Raw genomic sequence first — 18,867 nt, forward strand, 5'->3', positions numbered from 1 at the left:
AACATAGCGCCATGACTATGTCCTCTTCGCACGCTCGCCCTGTAACACGACGTCTTATTGGGCGTTTAACATTTTCCTCACTTCTCTGTTTGAGCAGTCTGTTAAGCATAAATCCTGCCCATGCAGGTGATGAATTGAAGGCTGCACCTGTTCCGGCTCAAATCAGCTCTGAGCACCCCGTTAACGGCCAGGTGACCTCTGTTCTTGCCTCTCTCCCTGACGGCAGGCTCTATAGTCTTGATACAAACGGCACTCTTGTGTTGCTTGATCAGAAAACAGCCCGGACTCATCCTTTTCCCAATCTGCCCGCCTTCAGTGCTCTGACAGGAAACGATCAGGGATTATGGGCTGTAACCCGGGGAAAGACGCCTGAACTGTATCATCTGTCGCCAGAAGGTGCCGTAGAGGATCATTCTTCTCTTGAAAAAGTGGTGACAGCAGGCAGTCATATACCGGCTCTTCAGGTTGGTGCTGATTATGCCTATATTTCCGACGAAGGAGCGCCTGCTCTCATTGTTATGGACCTCAAAACCCATCAGGCACGACGTTTGATGGTCAGTTACCCCAGTCTTATTGCAGAGCGTCCTTATAAACGAAATGGCAGGGTTGAGAAAAACGCAGATGGCCTTCTTCTGAGTGTCGGGAACGTCCGTTATCTTGCCCTCAGCCATGATGGGAAGAAACTTTTTTATCAAACGCCCCCCGGCCCTTTTTACATGATCGAAACCGTTCTGCTCAATGACCCGACAACCGGGCCGGCCGAACTGCTCGAAGCGATGGTCAAATGGCGTAACTCCTATTGCCTCGGTGGCCTGGCTATTACGCCTGATAATACACTTTATATGGTTGATGTTGATCATGGTGATCTGATTGGCGTGCCACAAAAGCACCTTCCCATGCGTATGCTGCATGATATAACGCTTACGCAGGCACGAGATATGGTGTTTATTCCCGCAACGGCGTCATCCAAGGCGAAACTGGCAGTCCTGATCGGGAATGCAAATGAAGCAGACACGTCCGGGGCAGTCGATCAACCATTACAATTACTGATTATTACCTTACCCTGATCCTTAGATTTGATGGATGCATGATGCTTTATCGATCCACCCGTAGTACCGCCCATGACAGAAATCCCTCTTTTACTGATATTCTGCTCAGTGGATTAGCACCTGATGGAGGATTGTACCTTCCGACAGAATGGCCACAAATATCACGTGAGACCCTGCTGAAATGGCGCGGTTTATCATATCCCGATCTGGCAACGGAAATTATCTCTCTTTTCGCGGGAGACTCTATCCCTGTTGATGACCTGCGAATAATGGCTCACGAGGCCTATAAAAATTTTGATCATGCAGCGACCGTTCCCCTTGTCGAGGTAGAAAACGGGCTTTTCTCACTCGAGCTTTTCCATGGCCCTACTCTGGCCTTTAAAGATATGGCCATGCAGATGCTTGGCCAGCTTTTTGAATATGTGCTGGAAAAAGAAGACCGCACGGTCACAATCGTCGGTGCCACATCTGGCGATACGGGGTCAGCTGCCATTGAAGCTTTCAAAGGGAAAGCACGCGTCAAAATCGTCATCCTGCACCCCAAGGGGCGTACTTCTGACGTGCAACGCCGGCAAATGACAACCGTGACAGAGGATAATGTTCTCAATATCGCCATTGAAGGTGATTTTGATGCCTGTCAGGATATGGTGAAAGCCATGTTTGCTGACACGGCCTTCCGGGAAGAGGTTTCCCTCTCGGCGGTAAACTCCATAAACTGGGCCCGTATAGCCGCACAGATTCCTTATTACGTCCGCTCAGCCCTCGCCCTTGGCGCCCCCGACAGAGACGTTTCCTTTGCCGTTCCAACCGGAAATTTTGGCAATATCCTAGCTGCCTGGGCCGCTGGACAAATGGGCCTTCCCATCCGCAAATTTATCGTCGGATCCAATAAAAACGACATACTGACCCGGTTCCTGCTCAATAATGACATGAGCGTCACAACGGTCAACCCCAGTCTTTCTCCCTCCATGGACATTCAGGTTTCCTCAAACTTTGAGCGCCTGCTCTTTGAAATGCTGGAACGCGATTCAGACCGTTGCAATGCCATTATGCAGGAATTCCGGCAGACGGGACGGATGGCTGTCCCCCATGATGCGTGGAAGAAAATCTGCGAAAACTTCAATGCGCTGCGCCTGGATGATGATGAGACCATTGCAGCCATGCGCCGTTTTTATGATGAATCACATTATTGCGCGGACCCTCACAGCGCGATTGGACTTGAGGCAGGACGGCATTATAAGGAAAGTGACGTTCCCATGATTGCCGCTGCGACAGCCCATCCAGCCAAATTTCCTGAGGCGGTCAAAAAAGCGACCGGTCTTCATCCGGAGCTACCACCTCATTTATCTGATCTGTTTACGCGCCAGGAACATTATAAGACCTTGCCTAACGATCTTATTGATGTGCAGAACGCCATCAAAGCCCATATTCGGTCCCATTAATTTTAGTTCAATAAGGCATTTATGAGTTCTGCAATCGAACAAACCACCCTGGCAAATGGCCTGAGAATTGTCACAGAGACCATTGACCGCGTCGAAACAGTTTCTTTTGGCGTTTATGTTGCTTCAGGCTCACGCCATGAGACAGCCGAAAATAACGGTGTTGCCCATTTTCTGGAACATATGGCCTTCAAAGGGACGCAACGCCGTTCTGCCATGCAGATTGCCGAAGAAATTGAAAATGTAGGCGGCCAGATCAATGCCTATACTGCCCGTGAAAATACTGCCTATTACGTCAAGCTCCTGAAAGAGGACCTCCCTCTTGGCATTGATATTATAGGCGACATTCTCACCCACAGCACATTCAGCCCTGAAGAGATTGAACGTGAACGAGGCGTCATTCTTCAGGAAATCGGTCAGGCAAATGACACACCTGACGATATCATTTTCGATTATTTTCAGGAGCAGGCTTACCCGGACCAACCAATGGGGCGCCCCATTCTGGGCAGTGAAGAAAATGTCCGCACCATGAGCCGTGATACACTCACAGCCTATATGAACGAGCATTACAGCACGCAGAACACGGTCATCGCAGCGGCAGGAAACCTGGAACATAAGGCTGTTGTCTCTTTAGTCAAAGAGCATTTTCAGGATTTACCGACGCACAGACCGCCTCAGGCTGTGGCAGCCCATTATCGTGGCGGCATTCATCAGACGCCTCGCCAGTTAGACCAGGTTCATCTGTTATTGGGCTTCCCTGCTTCGGGCTATCAGGATCCGGATTATTACGGAACCATGGTGCTTTCCACCCTTCTGGGTGGGGGCATGTCATCACGTCTCTTTCAGGAAATCCGTGAAAAGCGTGGGCTGGTTTATAGCGTTTACAGCTTTGCAAGTCCTTTTGAAGATGGCGGTATCTTCGGACTTTATGCCGGAACCGGACCAGAGAAAACAGCCGAGCTGGTCCCTGCCATGCTCAATGAACTGCGCCGCCTGCAGGATGGCCTTTCTCCAGAAGAGCTGACCCGCGCCCGCACGCAGCTTAAGGCATCACTCCTTATGTCTCTGGAAAGCCCCGGGAGCCGCTGTGCCCAGATTGGGCGCCAGCTCCAGCTCTATGGCCGTATTATCCCTACAGAAGAAACAGTCTCGCGCATTGAGCAGGTTACGGAATCTGATATTTTACGGATTGCACAATCTCTGTTCAGTTCCGCCCCGACTGTAACCACCATGGGATTGGCAAAAGACATTCCCTCTCCTGACGAAATTCGTGAAACTCTGAACACATGATGAATATAGAGGCCCTCTTAGCCAAAACACTTGATCTGGCCCGTCAACAAGGCGCCGATAATGCGGACGTCCTGATTACGGTATCAGAGAGTGATACAGCTCTTGTAAGAAATGGTGAAATAGAGGGTATCAAACATTCTGAACAGCTCGGTCTTGGCCTGCGCGTTTTTAAAGATCAGAAAGTGGCCCTTGTATCCACCCATGATGTGTCAGCAGAAGCCTTGTCTCTCTGTGCTGAACGCGCCTGCGCCATGGCAGATGCCCTCCCCCCTTCCCCTTTTGATGGCCTTCTGGAAAACCTACCGGAAAAAATCAGCCCTGCCCTGATTGAACAGCTTGATCTGATTGACCGTAAAACCACCCTGAGCACAGATGATCTGATAAAACAGGCTCAGGAAATGGAAGAAACAGCTCTCTCCCATAAAGGCATTACCAACAGTAATGGGGCATCGTCCGGTCGTTCCTTTACAACTGTTGGTTATGCAACAAGCTGTGGATTTTCCAGCTCTTATCAACGCACACAATTCAGCCGTGGGGTCAGCGTTATTGCCGGCCCGAAGGACGCTATGGAGCGGGACTATGCCGGTCATAGCGCCTTGCATTATGCGGATCTCAAACAAGGCGAACGCCTCGGTCATGAAGCGGCGGAAAGGGCTTTAAGACGCCTTCACCCTCAGAAACCACGTACCACAACCTTACCCGTCATTTTTGACCGTCGGATTGCCTCTTCCCTGATCGGGCATTTTCTGACAGCGATCAATGGCTCTTCCCTCGTCCAGAAAACATCCTTCCTGGACGGAAAAATGGGAGAGAAGCTGTTTCCTGACACAATTATGATCGAAGATAAGCCTCTTCTGCCCCGTGGGCTTGGCTCCCGTCCTTTTGATATGGAGGGACATGAAAGCTATGATTTAAACCTTGTCTGGCAGGGTTTGTTAGTCAACTGGTTGCTTGATAGCCGTTGCGCCCGGCAACTGGGATTACCATATAATGGCAGAGCCGTGAGATCATATGCAGGCGGGCCTCACCCTGGAGCCAGCAACGCTTTTCTTCATGCCGGAGCACAGACAGCTGAGGAGCTGATTGGCGATCTTTCAGAAGGTATCCTCATAACTGAAATGATGGGGAACGCCATTAATCCTCTGACAGGTGATTATAGTCGTGGGGCCTCTGGCTTTATGATCAGAAAGGGCGAAATCGCTGAACCTCTTTCTGGGTTTACAATCGCCGGAAACCTTAATGACATGTTTTCCCGTTTTGAGCCTGCTAATGATCTGTTAATGGAATCAGTTATCAATGCGCCTTCCATCAGGATTGATGGTATGACGATCGCCGGAGAGTAACTTTATGCGCCAACCCTCCCGTTTTTTCCTTTTTGCCTTTCTGGCCTTATTTACCCTATTCCAGGCATCAGACGGATTTGCTCGTGCCGGACGCGGCTCCTCTTTTGGCAGCCGTGGTTCACGGACGTGGAGTGCCCCCAGAAGCACGACGATTACACCCAACTGGTCTCGCCCTATGGAAAGGAGTCTGACACCCCCTCCACGCATGACAAGACCAGCGCCGACGTCTCCTATGGGCGCCCGTCCTCCCATGATGAATGGTTACCGCCCTTCCTTTGCCGCTCGCCATCCTATGCTGACGGGTCTTGCAGGGGGTTTTCTGGGAGCTGGATTATTCGGATTGCTTAGCGGGCATGGTTTCTTCGGTGGTTTCGCCAATGGATGGTCTTTCCTCGGCGTTCTGATCCAGATCCTTGTTGTTATCTTCTTTGTCTCGCTTCTTATGAAGTTATGGAGAAGACCCTCTCAGCAACAGGGTAACCCTAACAGCGTTGGAGGGATGGCTCCTGCTCAGCAGAGAGTTCCTGTAACATTGCGCCCGGAAGATTATTCTGCATTTCAGGCACTTCTTCTCCAAATTCAGGCCGCATGGAGTGCGCAGAATATCACGGCCCTGAAGAGTATGACGACGCCCGAAATGGCCCAATATTTCGGAGAGCAGCTTTCAGACCTCGCCAGCAGGGGCGCCCGGAATATCCTCTCCAATGTCCAGTTTTTACGTGGAGACCTCTCTGAAGCCTGGCGTGAAGGAAATCTGACTTATGCGACAGTTGCCATGCGCTATAGCCTGATTGACGTGACAACAGACAGTATGGGCAATGTGATTGACGGCAGCCAGACAGAGCCACAGGTGGTAACAGAGCTCTGGACTTTCGTCAAAGCGGATGGACGCGGCAACTGGGTCCTGTCAGCCATACAACAGGCTGGATAGAATACAAACCAGAGCATGAGGCTGATTTCATTGCCAGGACTTACAGTCTCATGCACACCTATAGCACGTCGGTTTTTTACCTATTTTAGATATAAACCTAAAACCTGCTTTTCATATTAAATCAGGATCGGGAAGAGACTCCTTATTTGCTGTTATAGTATTTTAATAAAAATAGGGATTAATACCTGATGGATATGATTTCCCACATAAAAAGATCAATTATCTGTATTTTTAGGATATAAATACAAACTATTATTAAAAATATCATTATATCAATAGGTTATAGTGATATACCAATAAAAACAAAATTAATCAGGTACAATCATTAAAATATTAATGACATATTTCATTTATTGAGGTATTTGTCGCGCATAATATAGAAAACTAATTGTCCGTTAAGCATTGGTTAGTCATTTTATGTGCCGAAACCTTCAGTTTTTTCTTTCAGCTTTTTTATCGCTTTTTGTTCTTTTAAATGCTTCTGACAGCCAGGCCCGCGCGGGACGCGGGTCTTCTTTCGGTAGTCGTGGCTCGCATACAGGGAGTACTCCCAGAGCGACTTCCATCACACCTACCAGAACCCATTCAATAGAAAAAAGTTGGACATCTCCAAAAAAAACGTCTCACATCTCCTCTTCAGAGGGAAAAAAGGAAGTCTCTTCTTTCTCTCTGGAGGAAAAAGCACCCTCTACCATTTCGGAATCTTCTCGCCCTGCCGTCAGTACAAGCACTTCTTTGCCTGTCTCGAAGCACCATACTTCTTATAGAAGAGTTACTCGCGCACCAGTTTTGATTCATAGATCAAGAAACAGGCGAATTCTTAAGTCAGAAAATAACGTAAGTCCGGCGGTTTCATCCGTTCCAGTTTTAACGGGCGCCTCTATTAACTCCGAAAAAGACTCCTCTTCTACCCTTGCCACTGACGCTCCTCCTCCAACTGTTTCAGAGACAGCTAAACAGAACCCCACAACAGCAATTACGACGAATGGTAACGCTTCGCCATCGGAGGCGCGAGATATTATGACAACGCAATCAGCTGATGCTTTATCAAATCATAAAAGCTCTTCCGATAATTCAAGCAATCTCCCATTTATTCTGTTGGTTTGTTTTATATTCATTGATTGCGGCGTGGGTATATACATAGTGATGAACAAGCCAGAAAAATATAAAGTCGCCAACAACGCACTTCAGCGAAAAATTTTTCCCTTATCATTGCAACCTAAGGACTATTGGGCCTTTCAATCTCTGCTTCTTCAAATCCAGGCCGCATGGAGTGCGCAGAATATCACTGCCCTGAAGAGTATGACGACGCCCGAAATGGCCCAATATTTCGGAGAGCAGCTTTCAGACCTCGCCAGCAAAGGCGCCCGGAATATCCTCTCCAATGTCCAGTTTTTGCATGGAGATCTCTCTGAAGCCTGGCATGAAGGAAATCTGACTTATGCGACTGTTGCCATGCGCTATAGCCTCATTGATGTGACAACAGACAGTATGGGCAATGTGATTGACGGCAGCCAGACAGAGCCACAGGTGGTAACAGAGCTCTGGACTTTCGTCAAAGCGGATGGACGCGGCAACTGGGTTCTGTCAGCCATACAACAGGCTGGATAATAATACCCCATAATAAAACGCCTTCCCTGATCAACAAGGGAAGGCGTTTTTCATTCATCACAATCCATGTTAGCCTGGAAAAGCTGCTTCCTGGAATGTATTGTTTAACAAAGTCGATATAGAGCTATATTAAAAAGGGCAAGCGCCACAAATAACAGCCCTAACACTATTCCCAAAAGTCGGCTTATCCGACGGCGTGATGAAAGATCATGCCCATTCATCATGCTAATAGAATCCTGTCAATCAACAATGCACTAAACAAAAAAAACAGATAAGCCAGCGAATATCTGAAGGCCAGACGTGCTGGCTTGTCACTTGTTAAGCTAACCCCTTTTTCATCCTGCCGGTCAAGCAAAACTTTCAAGGCACATAAAATAAACCCGCCATCAAGTAAAATGGCGCATATCGTATAAAACCATCCACATTGCCCTGCGATGCTCGGTGCCAATGACGCGGCTGTCAGGATCCATGTATAAATAAAGATCTGCCAACGTGTGTGCCGGGCGCCCTTGATAACCGGCAACATAGGGATCCCCGCCCGATCGTAATCTTTACAGGCATAAAGTGATAACGACCAGAAATGCGGGGGTGTCCATAAAAACACAATGGCGAACATGCTGACCGGAAGGACATCAAGCGAGTTCATCGCTGCTGCCCAGCCAATCATGGGGGGGAATGCACCAGCGGCACCGCCAATCACGATATTCTGTGGTGTACGGCGCTTTAACCACATCGTATAGATCACACCGTAAAAGAAAATCGAAAATGCCAGAATAGAGGCTGCGAGCGTATTCGTCGCCAGCCATAACAGAGCGACAGAAATAACGGAAAGGACAACAGCAAAAATCAGCGTGCTTTCAGGCGTGACTCTCCCTGCGGGGACAGGCCGCACACTCGTGCGTTTCATGACAGCATCAATATCTCTGTCATACCACATATTGATCGCGCCTGCGGCCCCGGCCCCCAGACAGATGGACAGGATCGTCACAAGCCCGATTATAAAGGGAACATGCCGGGGCGCTACAGCCATCCCCGCCCAGCCGGTAAAGACAACCAGAGAAATAACACGCGGCTTTAACAGGCTGATCCACTCTCTGAGAGAGGCATCGCCATTCTGACCTTCAAGCTTGAAGATCTCTTTTAATCTGGCAATCGAAGAGTGCGACGGCAGGCTTTGTGACATAACAGATTAGCCTTTTACAAAAGACTGTTTTGAAAATTGTTTCTGCCTCTTTTTTAACGTCACACAGGCATAAAAACCCATAAATATAAAGACAAAAAGACTGATTGCCGTCAGCACGACCGCAAAGAGCTGGGCCTGGGGGATCATAAAACACAGCATGGCAGCAAAGGTCACAAAAGCATGCGCCACACCAAGTTCAAGATATCCCCTGGAGAAAAACGGCACCATCTGGGCTACCCAGGCATAAAAACCAGCACATAACGCCAGGAGACTGCCAAAAACAATTGATTGATGCCCCCGGCTGATATCACCGATCGTAAAAAACAGATTTTTATAAGACGGCGCGAACAAGGCAGACACAGTGCCGATAACCAGCAAAATAACAGCCATAACAGCCCAATAGGGCGCCGCACTCTGCCTGAATGAGGCACGCCATATACTGATGCATAAACTCGCAAGAAAAATGAGGGCTGGCACTAATTGTGACAGATACAGGATATAAAAGGAACTATTCGGCACAAAACCACAAAACAGACTTTTTACCCATAATAAAGGAGCCACCACCCCTATAATTGCAAACAGATAGGGGGCCAGTTTCGCTGATAATGTGTCTTTCATCGGCAGAAGGGCCTGAGCCACCATGCCAAATGCAGGCAGAAGAAGAAGACTGAGTTCGGGAATCTGGAAAAAATGCATCAATGATAATGCTGAACCCAGATCTATTTTACCCTTAACAAGAAGCGCCATGATAACAGGCGCAACAATCATCAGGGTAACTGCATTAAAAAGAAAGCCCCAGACCATAGGGGAAAGGGCCCTATAGGGTTTTGATCGTTCTTCCAGAATGGTTGCGATGATATTTATCGCAAGCACGACCACGCCTGTTGCCCAAAGCAATAAGGCAAGCACAGGCCATAAAGGCAGAACAATAATCGCTGTCGCAAGAAGCAGCCATGCCCCTATTGAAAAAGAAGATAAAGCCATCTTCTTTGCACCAATTGCCTGAGGCAATAACCAATGAGCCAAGCCGCCCAAAATACCGGGCACCACGACAAAAAAACCCATCAGAAGTGTATGACTGACGAACAGACCGGCTGTGGGATGCTTATCAATAAAAGGAAGCGCCATTCCGCCCCCCAGCAGACCCGCAAAAAGGGCCAATAAGAGATAAGCCGTTCCAATACGACTACCGACAGTGGAAATAGAAGGTTCTGCTGACTCTGAATAGCCGATCACATTCGACCTCTGGGTTTTACGAAGATGTTCCTTCGAAAAATGGAACCTCTCCAATATTCAAACGATCATTGATTCAGAATTGATAATGACAAACCAGCCTTATGTCACGCAAAATCATGACAATCTTTTAATCTTTCAATGCGGCAATGTGACCAGCGTAAACAGCCCCAGGGGGGGAACAGGGGTGATCGTTGCCTTTATGATATCCTGATTTGAAAGCAAATCATCCAGAGCAAAATCAGGATGCCAGCCTAATGTGCGTGATGCTGGTGCCATAATCTTTTCGATCGTCAGCCGCAGGCCACTATGAGCCTGGAAATGATTCACAAACAGAATATGACCACCTGGCTTTACAACCCTTTTCAGCTCCTGAAGTAACTTCTTGGGATGAGGTGCAACGGAAGCTACAAACATAGCCACTGCGATATCAAAACTGGCATCTTCAAAGCTGGTTGCTTCTGCATCCATTTCCAGCAGGGCTTCAATATTACCTAAGCCCTTCTGCTGGACACGCTTGCGCGCCTTTGCAAGCATTTCGCCAGATAGATCAATCCCTGTGATCAGTTTATTCATCCGATATGAAGGCAAAGAGAGCCCTGTCCCCACACCGACTTCAAGCACTTTATCGCCAGGCAATGCATTGACAGCTTCAACAGCTCTTTTACGTCCGAAAGCTGAAATGCCGCCAAATACAATGTCATAAATATCGGCCCATCTTCTATAGGCGTTTATGACGCTATCAGCATCAAGAGAATTACGGGTTTGATCAGAAGACATCATGAAATTATAGGACCTTGTTTGTCTTTTATCGTCATCCCAGAAGGGACTCGCCATGATTATATGCACAAACACTTTCTAATACTTGCCCTGTAAAACTTTATCGTAGCAAGATTGACGGCATATCTTTTTGTAAAATAGACTTGATGGACCGTAGACGCAACTCTGCCAGTGGAGGAAATCATTTCCCACTTTTCATTTCTGAATTTCGCAATTGCCATCATTACCTTCCTTACCTGGGGCGGCCTTATTTATGTGCGCGAAAAAAGCAGGCTGAAATCGTGGTTTCTTAACCGCTTTACACGCGATAAAATCCCTCCGCCGCCTTCAGGTGCTGAGGGGGCTGATGCGCTTTTGCCTTTCCCTTATGATAATTTCCGGCCAAAGAAAGAGGCAGACCATACGGATGCCTCAACGGAAGACCAAAAAGAAGGCCCGGAAAAAGGAAAGTCCGAATAAGACTTCCTTTTTCTTCACATCAATCAGGCACGTTCCTAAATTAAAGAGCCGGGGTCTCTATAACTTCTCTTCAATTGCGTCCCAGATGAGACCGGCACTATTGATGCCATTAAAACGGTCAAGCTCCTGCAATCCCGTTGGAGATGTCACATTAATCTCGGTCAACCAGTCCCCAATGACATCAATTCCTGTAAAAATCAGTCCATTATTTTTCAGATAAGATCCTATCTCTTCACAGATTTCCTGATCTCTTACGGTCAGCTCAACGGGCTCGGCCCGTCCCCCTACATGCATATTGGAGCGCGCCTCCCCTTGGGCCGGCACCCGATTAATAGCTCCTATCGCCTTACCATCGACCAGAATGATGCGCTTATCACCCTTTCTGACAGCCGGCTCATAACGCTGCACCATCAGGGGCTCTCTGGAGGTCGCAAAATGCATTTCCAATAAGGAACTGAAATTCTCATCATCCTCTTTCACACGGAAAATGCCCGCTCCCCCATTCCCAAACAGGGGTTTAAGAATGATATCGCGATGATGACGACGAAATTCAGCAATCGCCTCTTTGTCCCACGTCACCAATGTTGGGGGCATTAAATGAGGGAAATGCGTCACAAGCAGCTTTTCCGGCGCATTGCGCACAGCCACAGGATTATTGACAACAAGCGTTCTGTCCGCCTCTTTACCGTGAACATGCTCCAGCATATGCGTGGCTGTAATATACCCCATATCAAAAGGAGGGTCCTGCCTCATTAAAACAACATCGGTAGAGGCGAGATCGAGAGTTTCATAGGCACCGAAATGAGCATGATCGCCTTGCACACGCTGCACCTCAACGGGACGGGCCTTGGCCATCAATCTTCCTGAAACAGAGCTTTTCCCGCCATCTCCTTCCGTTAAAGCCAATGATGTTGGATGATATTCAAAAAGCTTATGACCTCTTTTCTGCGCCTCCAACATCAGGGCGAAGGTGGAGTCGCCATTTATATTGACGGTTTCAAGGGGGTCCATCTGCACAGCGATATGAAGGGACGATAAATGAGACGACATAGTCATATCCTTTAAATAAAGGCAGAAATTACGGGTACGTTATAGAAAGCACTTCAAGCAATAAGGGACCTGAGGGTGTCTGAAGCGTGACTTCATCACCGATACGCGCCCGCATCAGCGCCCTTGCAACGGGTGATACCAGGCTGACTTCGCCTCTTTCCAGGACGGCTTCATCAACCCCCAGCAACGTTACTTCGTGCTCGCGATCTTCCTCATCAACATAACGGACCGTTGCACCAAAAAAAACCTGCTCCCGATTCGTCTGTTGTGACGGGTCAATAATAATGGCGTCATCCAATCGCTTTGTCAGGAAACGTAAGCGCCGGTCAATGTCTCTCAACCGCCTTTTGCCATACTGATAGTCAGCATTTTCTGAACGATCACCATTCCCGGCAGCCCATGAGACAATTTCTACAACTTTTGGTCTTTCCTCATGAGAGAGCTGCTTTAACTCTGCACGCATACGCTCTGCTCCTTTAGGAGAGAGATATTGTTTGAGAGACGGTTTCTCAGCCATAACATCGTAACCTTAAAGACATAATCCGTCACCGGCCCGGGGGAAGCGGATTTTCCCATCCATCAGACAGGATAAATTTCTACGTTGAGCGCCTACGGACCCTCTATAATCATCAAAAGTGATACGTTTTCATATAGGGCGGTTCACATAAGGCACCATTGGAGAGACTGCAACCGCCGGCTGCTCATAATCACAGCTCCTTTTTCTTTCTACTGCGCTTCTTCTGAGCAGCGGGCGCCAGATTATGTGGGAAAACGGTTTCCTGCGGATTGATCGTCATACCAAGCTCTTCAGCCTCACGGCGATAAATTTCATCGCGTAATTTAGCGGCTTTCTCGAAATCAAGTTCAGAGGCTGCCTGACGCATTTCTTTTCTTAAGCGGTCGAGGGAGACCTGTTCTTCCTGTGCGTCCAGTCTTTTTTCGTCTTCAAGGACATTTTCCTCAGCCTGCAATGAATCAGCGATCCGGCTTCTGACGGATTGAGGCGTAATACCGTGGGCCTCATTCCAGCCAATCTGCTTTTCCCGCCGCCGAGCTGTTTCATCAATCGCGTAACGCAGGCTGTCTGTAATCTTGTCTGCATAAAGTAGCACGCGCCCTTCAACATTCCGGGCAGCACGGCCGATCGTCTGGATAAGAGAGGTGCGTGAGCGTAAAAAACCTTCCTTATCAGCATCCAAAATAGCCACAAGAGCACATTCAGGAATATCCAGACCTTCTCTCAAAAGATTGATCCCGACCAGCACATCAAACGTGCCAAGACGCAAGTCGCGGATAATTTCTATCCGTTCCAGCGTATCAATATCAGAATGGAGATAACGGACCCGAACTCCATTTTCAGACAGATATTCTGTCAATTCCTCAGCCATTTTTTTGGTCAGGGTCGTAACAAGAATACGCCCTTTCTGAGCGATGGTCGCTTTGGCCTCATGCAACAGGTCATCAACCTGGCCTTCAACGGGCCGAACAATGGTGACCGGATCAATCAATCCTGTCGGACGAATGATCTGCTCAGCAAACACACCACCCGTCTGTTCCATCTCCCACGGGCCCGGAGTCGCAGACACAAAAAGCGTCTGGGGGCGGAAAGCTTCCCACTCTGAAAAAGAGAGCGGACGGTTATCGAGACATGAAGGCAGACGAAACCCGAACTCAGCCAAGGTTGCCTTACGGGCATAATCGCCCCGCTCCATCCCACCGATCTGGGGCACCGCCACGTGGCTTTCATCAATAATCAGAAGCGCATCTTCAGGAAGATATTCAAATAATGTCGGAGGAGGATCGCCAGGGCGCCGACCGGTCAGGTAGCGTGAATAATTCTCAATGCCTTTACACACCCCGGTTGTTTCCAGCATTTCGAGATCAAAATTGGTCCTTTGCTGCAGGCGCTCGGCTTCGAGTAACTTCCCTTCCTCATTAAAAACTTTCAGCTGTCCTTCCAGTTCCTGAGCAATTCCCGTCATAGCCTGATTCAGGGTCGGGCGCGGTGTTACGTAGTGAGAATTCGCATAAAGCGTCACTTCTGCCAAATCGTCCGTTTTCTGCCCTGTAAGAGGATCAAACTCGTAAATTGATTCTATTTCATCGCCAAACAGGCTGACTCGCCAGGCACGGTCCTCATTCTGCACAGGGAAAATATCAATCACCTCTCCCCGCACACGGAAACTACCGCGCTCAAAAGCCAGGTCATTGCGCATATATTGCAGCTCGACCAATGACCGGATCAGACTGTCACGCTCAATCGTCCCACCGACTTCAAGATGCACTCTCATGCTGGCATAAAGCTCTGGTGAGCCGATACCATAAATACAGGACACAGAGGCGACGATGATGACGTCATTACGTTCCAGCAAGGCCTGAGTCGCGGCATGGCGCATACGGTCTATCTGCTCGTTACGCTGACTATCTTTCTCGATAAACGTATCTGAACGGGGAACGTAGGCTTCCGGCTGGTAATAATCGTAATAAGAGACGAAATACTCAACCGCATTTTCCGGGAAAAACTGCTTCATTTCCGCATAAAGCTGTGCGGCTAATGTTTTATTGGGCGCCATGATCAAGGTTGGGCGTTGTACCGCCTCAATGACCTTGGCCATGGTAAAGGTTTTGCCGGAGCCCGTGACGCCCAGTAGAACCTGATTGCGTTCCTGAGCCTCCAGCCCCTTGACGATTTCCTCAATAGCGCGCGGCTGATCCCCGTTCGGTTCATAATCCGACCTGACAACCATGCGCCGCGTTTTCGGTTTTACCGGCTGACGTTCCGGGAAAAAATCCGTCTGCCTGGGCGGCACTGGTTTCTTTTTTTTGCGGGAAGAGGTTTTCGTGCTCATTCAAGACAAGATGGAGATAAAATGCTGATTTCGCAAGAGACCCCTCTCTTAGTGTCACCTTCTTAAGAAAGAAGGTGGTATAATCGGACTCGAAAAAGAGAGGTTAGAATCATGGATATGAAAACGATCACCCAGGCTTACACTCAATTCAGCAACAAGGTTCAGGAGGGGTTTGAAAAACTCCAGTCCCTGATTCAGGAAGTGCAGGAAGAAGCACAGCAGGGCAATCAGAAGGCTCAGCAATGGTCTCAGAAACTTCAGGATATTTCCAATAGCCTCCAGAATGGCCACGACAAGATCAATAACACTTTTCAGCAGATTAATAGCTTCATCAATAAAGGTGAGTCCCAATCTGAAGGGAAAGACGGAAAGAACGGCGCTTCAGGGCTGTCTGATCTTGTTGGAAAAATCTTTAAGAAATAGCTTTCCCCACTCTTCAAAGACCGGAACGTGTTGGCTGAACACCGGCACGTTTCAGGGCTTCCCGCTGGCGGAGCGCCAGACTATCGACATTAAAGTCCTTGATAAGCTCCATAAACATCTGATGCCAGTTCAGGCGGGCCCCCAGGCGCAAAAAGGCGCTCCCCAATCCTATCGCTGAGCGGTCCATCATGACGAATTCTCTCGGCAACGTCACGCCGCCTGTGCGCTTCAATCCATCATAAACAGCTTCAAGCGTGGCCTTTGCTTCCTCAGGCTTGTTGCTTTCCTCCATTGAGGTTTCCTTGTCCGTCATAAGAGGGCGATAGAAAAAACGAGCCCATTTATTCAGGACGTTGGCTGTATCGCGTGAAAGATTGCGGAATCCCCAATCCTGATACGCCTCAAAGGCGGCATCCTCATCATCCTCACGTAAGGCGTTGAAAAGTCTGACCACACCGCCCACAAAACGGGGGGAAAAAATGCGCACGGACCCAAAATCAAGCAGATTGATCCCTCCATCCTCGCGCACCGTAAAATTCCCCATATGCGGGTCACCATGGATGACACCATAATGATAGACAGGACGGTACCAGGCCTGGAACAGGGCCCGGGCTATATCATTACGCTCCTGCTGCGAAAGGTTACTTTCCAGAACAGACTTCATGGAACGACCATTGACCCAGCTCATGATTAACAAACGCGCCGTTGTTAAATTGGAGATAGGCGCCGGGACCGTAACAGACTCAATATTCTGCAACATAATCCTGTAAAGGCGCAGATGACTCGCTTCACGCTGATAATCAAGCTCTTCACGCATACGTTCTGCAAGCTCGGCGTAAACTTCATCCTGCCTGATCGTATTACCAAAAAAGCCGTAAATACCAAGAACGCGTTTTAACTGCCGCAAATCACTATCCATGGCACCCTGCATGCCTGGATATTGCAGCTTGCAGGCGACTTCTTCCCCGTCAATCAAGAGCGCGCGATGCACCTGCCCCAAAGAGGCAGCCGCTACCGCCTCATGACTGAAAGAGCGGAAATTCTGTTCCCAGTCATTGCCTAATTCCGCCTTCATACGACGCTGGACGAAGCTCCACCCCATGGGAGGGGCATTGGCCTGTAAATGAGCCAGCTCATCGGCATATTCTTCCGGCAAGGCCCCAGGGATTGTGGAAAGAAGCTGGGCACCTTTCATCAGAGGGCCCTTCAGATTACCAAGAGCCGCCCGCAGACCTTCCGCATGTTTCTCCTTATCTGCTTTCAGTCCGAGCTTATGCCCTGCCAGACGGGCAGCGACCCCTCCCATTGCACCAGACGCACGAACGACACGCTGGACATTATCCATAAAGCCAGTTTTATCGAGATCACTTTCACGCGCCATGATACAGCCTTCCTTGTTACAATGAGTCAGCCTCGAGCTGGTCAATCAGCCCACTAATGACTTTCAGACCCTTATGCCAGAATTTCGGGTCACTGGCATCCAGCCCGAAAGGTTGCAGAAGCTCCCTGTGTCGCAAGGTCCCTCCAGCGGCAAGCATGGTCTTATATTTTCCGGTAAAGCCATCAGGCTTTTCACAATAGACACCATAAAGCGCATTCACCAGACAATCCCCGAACGCATAAGCATATACGTAGAAAGGTGAATGAATGAAATGGGGGATATAAGACCAGTAAAGATCATAATCAGGCGTAAAATGGAACGCCGGCCCCAGGCTCCGCTGCTGCACTTCACGCCAGATTTCCCCGATTTTCTCAGCAGGAAGCTCGCCTTTCTGGCGCTCAGCATGGAGCTTAACTTCAAACTGGTAAAACGCAATCTGCCGCACGACGGTATTCAGCATATCTTCCACTTTGGAAGCAATCAGGTGACGGCGTTGCTCAGGTGAGGTCGATTTTTTCAGCAAGGACTGAAAGGTCAGCATTTCCCCGAAAACAGAGGCTGTCTCAGCCAGGGTCAGGGGAGTGGAGGATTTGAGATAACCTTGCGTCTGACCGGCCAGGATCTGATGAATCCCGTGTCCCATTTCATGCGCCAACGTCATGACGTCACGGGGGCGCCCGTGGTAATTCATCAGGAGGTAAGGATGAACTGACGGCACAACTGGATGCGCGAACGCCCCTGAAGATTTTCCCGGAGCGGCAGAGGCATCAATCCACGGATTGGTCAGGAATTTCTCTGCCAGCTGCCCCATCTCGGGGTCAAAATTGCGATAAGCCTGATAGACAATTTCCTTGCCCTCATCCCAGCTGAGAATACGGTCATCGCTTTGTGGCAAGGGGGCATTGCGGTCCCAATGCTCAAGTTTTTCCAAACCGAGCCACTGCGCTTTCAGCTTATAATAACGGTGCGATAATTGGGGGAAAGAGGCGTCCACAGCTTCAACAAGCGCATCAACAACGTCATCTTCCACCATATTGGCACGGTTACGGCTGCTTACAGGACGTGGATACCCCCGCAGCTTGTCCAATGTTGCCTTATCCTTGGCCAGATTATTGGTAATCATGACCAGAAGCTTTTCCTGTTTTTTCAGGGAAGCACTGATGCTTCTGGCAGCATCATGGCGTTTCTGGCGGTCTGAATCCGTCAGGAGATTAAAAACGTCCCCAAGAGGCACATCAGCCTCTCCCACTTTCGCGATCATGGCTGCCATGGTTTCATCAAACAGGCGCACCCATGACTGACGCCCTGTTACAGACAGCTCAAGGAGGACACGCTCAACTTCATCACTCAGCTGATAAGGTTTGAAGACACGGACGTCGCGGATGAAGGAAGCCCATTTTCCCGCCTCGGGAGATTTGCACAGATCAGCGACAAACGCGTCATCCAGACGGTTGATTTCAAGGGAAAGAAACAGCAGATGAACTGACAGAGAGGCCATTCTTTCCTGCACGCCCTGTGAAAAACGACCTGTTTCAGGATCAGTTGTGTGGGCGGCAAAAAGAAGCTGGGCGTAGGATGCCAGCTTCCCCAGCCCTTCCTCTATTAATTCATAATCTTCAATAACCCCGGCAAACTCAGCCGGTGACAAAGTGGCAATTTTGCCTTTCCATTTCGCTTCAAAGGCCTCTGCTTTTTGCTCCAGAGCCTGAAATTCCTGCTCAATACGCGGATCCTGCGGAGACTGATACAGATCAGACAGATCCCACCGGGGTGCAACAGGTGCACTCGTCTCAGAGGGCTGTATCTGTGAAGACATGGTAAATGGAAATAAGGGGTAAGACTGCAT

15 protein-coding genes and 1 pseudogene are annotated in these 18,867 nt (G+C 49.0%); 8 read left to right on the forward strand and 8 right to left on the reverse strand.

The features are described 5' to 3' along the window. The first annotated feature begins 11 nt into the window (after positions 1 to 11). The 6 genes and pseudogenes from ACSYSY_RS05745 to ACSYSY_RS05770 form a co-directional block, all read left to right on the forward strand. A complete protein-coding gene (locus ACSYSY_RS05745) occupies positions 12 to 1,067 on the forward strand; it encodes a hypothetical protein (RefSeq protein WP_491706630.1) in 1,056 nt (351 codons plus the stop codon). A gap of 23 nt (positions 1,068 to 1,090) precedes the next feature. After that, positions 1,091 to 2,491: a threonine synthase gene (gene thrC, locus ACSYSY_RS05750; RefSeq protein WP_491708230.1), complete on the forward strand. Its 1,401-nt coding sequence runs from the start codon at positions 1,091 to 1,093 to the stop codon at positions 2,489 to 2,491. A 21-nt stretch (positions 2,492 to 2,512) separates the two neighbouring features. Next, on the forward strand, positions 2,513 to 3,778 hold the full coding sequence (locus tag ACSYSY_RS05755) for a M16 family metallopeptidase (protein ID WP_491706631.1): 1,266 nt from the start codon (positions 2,513 to 2,515) through the stop codon (positions 3,776 to 3,778). Further along, positions 3,775 to 5,121 (forward strand): TldD/PmbA family protein, encoded by a 1,347-nt coding sequence (locus ACSYSY_RS05760; RefSeq protein ID WP_491706632.1) that lies wholly within the window; start codon positions 3,775 to 3,777, stop codon positions 5,119 to 5,121. Before ACSYSY_RS05755 ends, ACSYSY_RS05760 begins: the two co-directional genes overlap by 4 nt. Before the next feature lie 4 nt (positions 5,122 to 5,125). Beyond that, a complete protein-coding gene (locus ACSYSY_RS05765; protein WP_491706633.1) occupies positions 5,126 to 6,052 on the forward strand; it encodes a Tim44 domain-containing protein in 927 nt (308 codons plus the stop codon). Between the two features lie 1,224 nt (positions 6,053 to 7,276). Beyond that, positions 7,277 to 7,663, forward strand: a pseudogene (locus tag ACSYSY_RS05770) (Tim44 domain-containing protein); the annotation flags it as partial. A 220-nt stretch (positions 7,664 to 7,883) separates the two neighbouring features. Here ACSYSY_RS05770 and ACSYSY_RS05775 read toward each other — a convergent pair. The 3 genes from ACSYSY_RS05775 to ACSYSY_RS05785 all read right to left on the reverse strand — a co-directional run bounded on the left by ACSYSY_RS05775 (position 7,884) and on the right by ACSYSY_RS05785 (position 10,862). After that, positions 7,884 to 8,846 (reverse strand): heme o synthase, encoded by a 963-nt coding sequence (locus tag ACSYSY_RS05775; protein ID WP_491706634.1) that lies wholly within the window; start codon positions 8,844 to 8,846, stop codon positions 7,884 to 7,886. A gap of 6 nt (positions 8,847 to 8,852) precedes the next feature. Next, the gene (locus tag ACSYSY_RS05780) at positions 8,853 to 10,082 is read right to left on the reverse strand and encodes a cbb3-type cytochrome c oxidase subunit I (protein WP_491706635.1); all 1,230 of its coding nucleotides are present in this window, start codon (positions 10,080 to 10,082) and stop codon (positions 8,853 to 8,855) included. A 135-nt stretch (positions 10,083 to 10,217) separates the two neighbouring features. Then, positions 10,218 to 10,862: a class I SAM-dependent methyltransferase gene (locus tag ACSYSY_RS05785; RefSeq protein ID WP_491706636.1), complete on the reverse strand. Its 645-nt coding sequence runs from the start codon at positions 10,860 to 10,862 to the stop codon at positions 10,218 to 10,220. A gap of 168 nt (positions 10,863 to 11,030) precedes the next feature. On the opposite strand from ACSYSY_RS05785, the gene ACSYSY_RS05790 reads away from it, so the two are divergent. Then, positions 11,031 to 11,318, forward strand: a complete 288-nt coding sequence (locus tag ACSYSY_RS05790; protein WP_491706637.1) for a hypothetical protein — start codon at positions 11,031 to 11,033, stop codon at positions 11,316 to 11,318. A gap of 57 nt (positions 11,319 to 11,375) precedes the next feature. Here ACSYSY_RS05790 and gshB read toward each other — a convergent pair whose 3' ends face one another. The 3 genes from gshB to uvrB form a co-directional block, all read right to left on the reverse strand. Then, on the reverse strand, positions 11,376 to 12,374 hold the full coding sequence (gene gshB / locus ACSYSY_RS05795) for a glutathione synthase (protein WP_491706638.1): 999 nt from the start codon (positions 12,372 to 12,374) through the stop codon (positions 11,376 to 11,378). A gap of 22 nt (positions 12,375 to 12,396) precedes the next feature. Continuing rightward, positions 12,397 to 12,885, reverse strand: coding sequence for a transcription elongation factor GreB (gene greB / locus ACSYSY_RS05800; protein WP_491706639.1), 489 nt, complete (start codon positions 12,883 to 12,885; stop codon positions 12,397 to 12,399). A 190-nt stretch (positions 12,886 to 13,075) separates the two neighbouring features. Further along, positions 13,076 to 15,217 carry an excinuclease ABC subunit UvrB gene (gene uvrB, locus ACSYSY_RS05805; protein WP_491706640.1) on the reverse strand — a complete coding sequence of 714 codons (2,142 nt, stop codon included), beginning with the start codon at positions 15,215 to 15,217 and terminating at the stop codon, positions 13,076 to 13,078. Positions 15,218 to 15,328: 111 nt separating this feature from the next. On the opposite strand from uvrB, the gene ACSYSY_RS05810 reads away from it, so the two are divergent. Then, the gene (locus ACSYSY_RS05810; protein ID WP_491706641.1) at positions 15,329 to 15,640 is read left to right on the forward strand and encodes a hypothetical protein; all 312 of its coding nucleotides are present in this window, start codon (positions 15,329 to 15,331) and stop codon (positions 15,638 to 15,640) included. 13 nt (positions 15,641 to 15,653) lie between these two features. On the opposite strand, the gene ACSYSY_RS05815 is transcribed toward ACSYSY_RS05810, so the two are convergent. Both ACSYSY_RS05815 and ACSYSY_RS05820 read right to left on the reverse strand, forming a co-directional pair. Then, on the reverse strand, positions 15,654 to 17,021 hold the full coding sequence (locus ACSYSY_RS05815; RefSeq protein WP_491706642.1) for an ABC1 kinase family protein: 1,368 nt from the start codon (positions 17,019 to 17,021) through the stop codon (positions 15,654 to 15,656). Between the two features lie 16 nt (positions 17,022 to 17,037). Beyond that, a complete protein-coding gene (locus tag ACSYSY_RS05820; protein ID WP_491708231.1) occupies positions 17,038 to 18,867 on the reverse strand; it encodes a M3 family oligoendopeptidase in 1,830 nt (609 codons plus the stop codon).

This window comes from Aristophania sp. ESL1100 (genome assembly GCF_058511235.1).

Bases quoted from the DNA above. Each gene is read 5' to 3' on its own strand.
- gshB (WP_491706638.1), bottom strand. From the start codon at position 12,374: ATGACTATGTCGTCTCATTTATCGTCCCTTCATATCGCTGTGCAGATG.
- ACSYSY_RS05755 (WP_491706631.1), top strand. From the start codon at position 2,513: ATGAGTTCTGCAATCGAACAAACCACCCTGGCAAATGGCCTGAGAATT.
- ACSYSY_RS05815 (WP_491706642.1), bottom strand. From the start codon at position 17,021: ATGGCGCGTGAAAGTGATCTCGATAAAACTGGCTTTATGGATAATGTC.
- thrC (WP_491708230.1), top strand. From the start codon at position 1,091: ATGCTTTATCGATCCACCCGTAGTACCGCCCATGACAGAAATCCCTCT.
- ACSYSY_RS05810 (WP_491706641.1), top strand. From the start codon at position 15,329: ATGGATATGAAAACGATCACCCAGGCTTACACTCAATTCAGCAACAAG.
- ACSYSY_RS05775 (WP_491706634.1), bottom strand. From the start codon at position 8,846: ATGTCACAAAGCCTGCCGTCGCACTCTTCGATTGCCAGATTAAAAGAG.
- ACSYSY_RS05760 (WP_491706632.1), top strand. From the start codon at position 3,775: ATGATGAATATAGAGGCCCTCTTAGCCAAAACACTTGATCTGGCCCGT.
- ACSYSY_RS05785 (WP_491706636.1), bottom strand. From the start codon at position 10,862: ATGATGTCTTCTGATCAAACCCGTAATTCTCTTGATGCTGATAGCGTC.
- uvrB (WP_491706640.1), bottom strand. From the start codon at position 15,217: ATGAGCACGAAAACCTCTTCCCGCAAAAAAAAGAAACCAGTGCCGCCC.
- greB (WP_491706639.1), bottom strand. From the start codon at position 12,885: ATGGCTGAGAAACCGTCTCTCAAACAATATCTCTCTCCTAAAGGAGCA.
- ACSYSY_RS05765 (WP_491706633.1), top strand. From the start codon at position 5,126: ATGCGCCAACCCTCCCGTTTTTTCCTTTTTGCCTTTCTGGCCTTATTT.
- ACSYSY_RS05745 (WP_491706630.1), top strand. From the start codon at position 12: ATGACTATGTCCTCTTCGCACGCTCGCCCTGTAACACGACGTCTTATT.
- ACSYSY_RS05820 (WP_491708231.1), bottom strand. From the start codon at position 18,867: ATGCAGTCTTACCCCTTATTTCCATTTACCATGTCTTCACAGATACAG.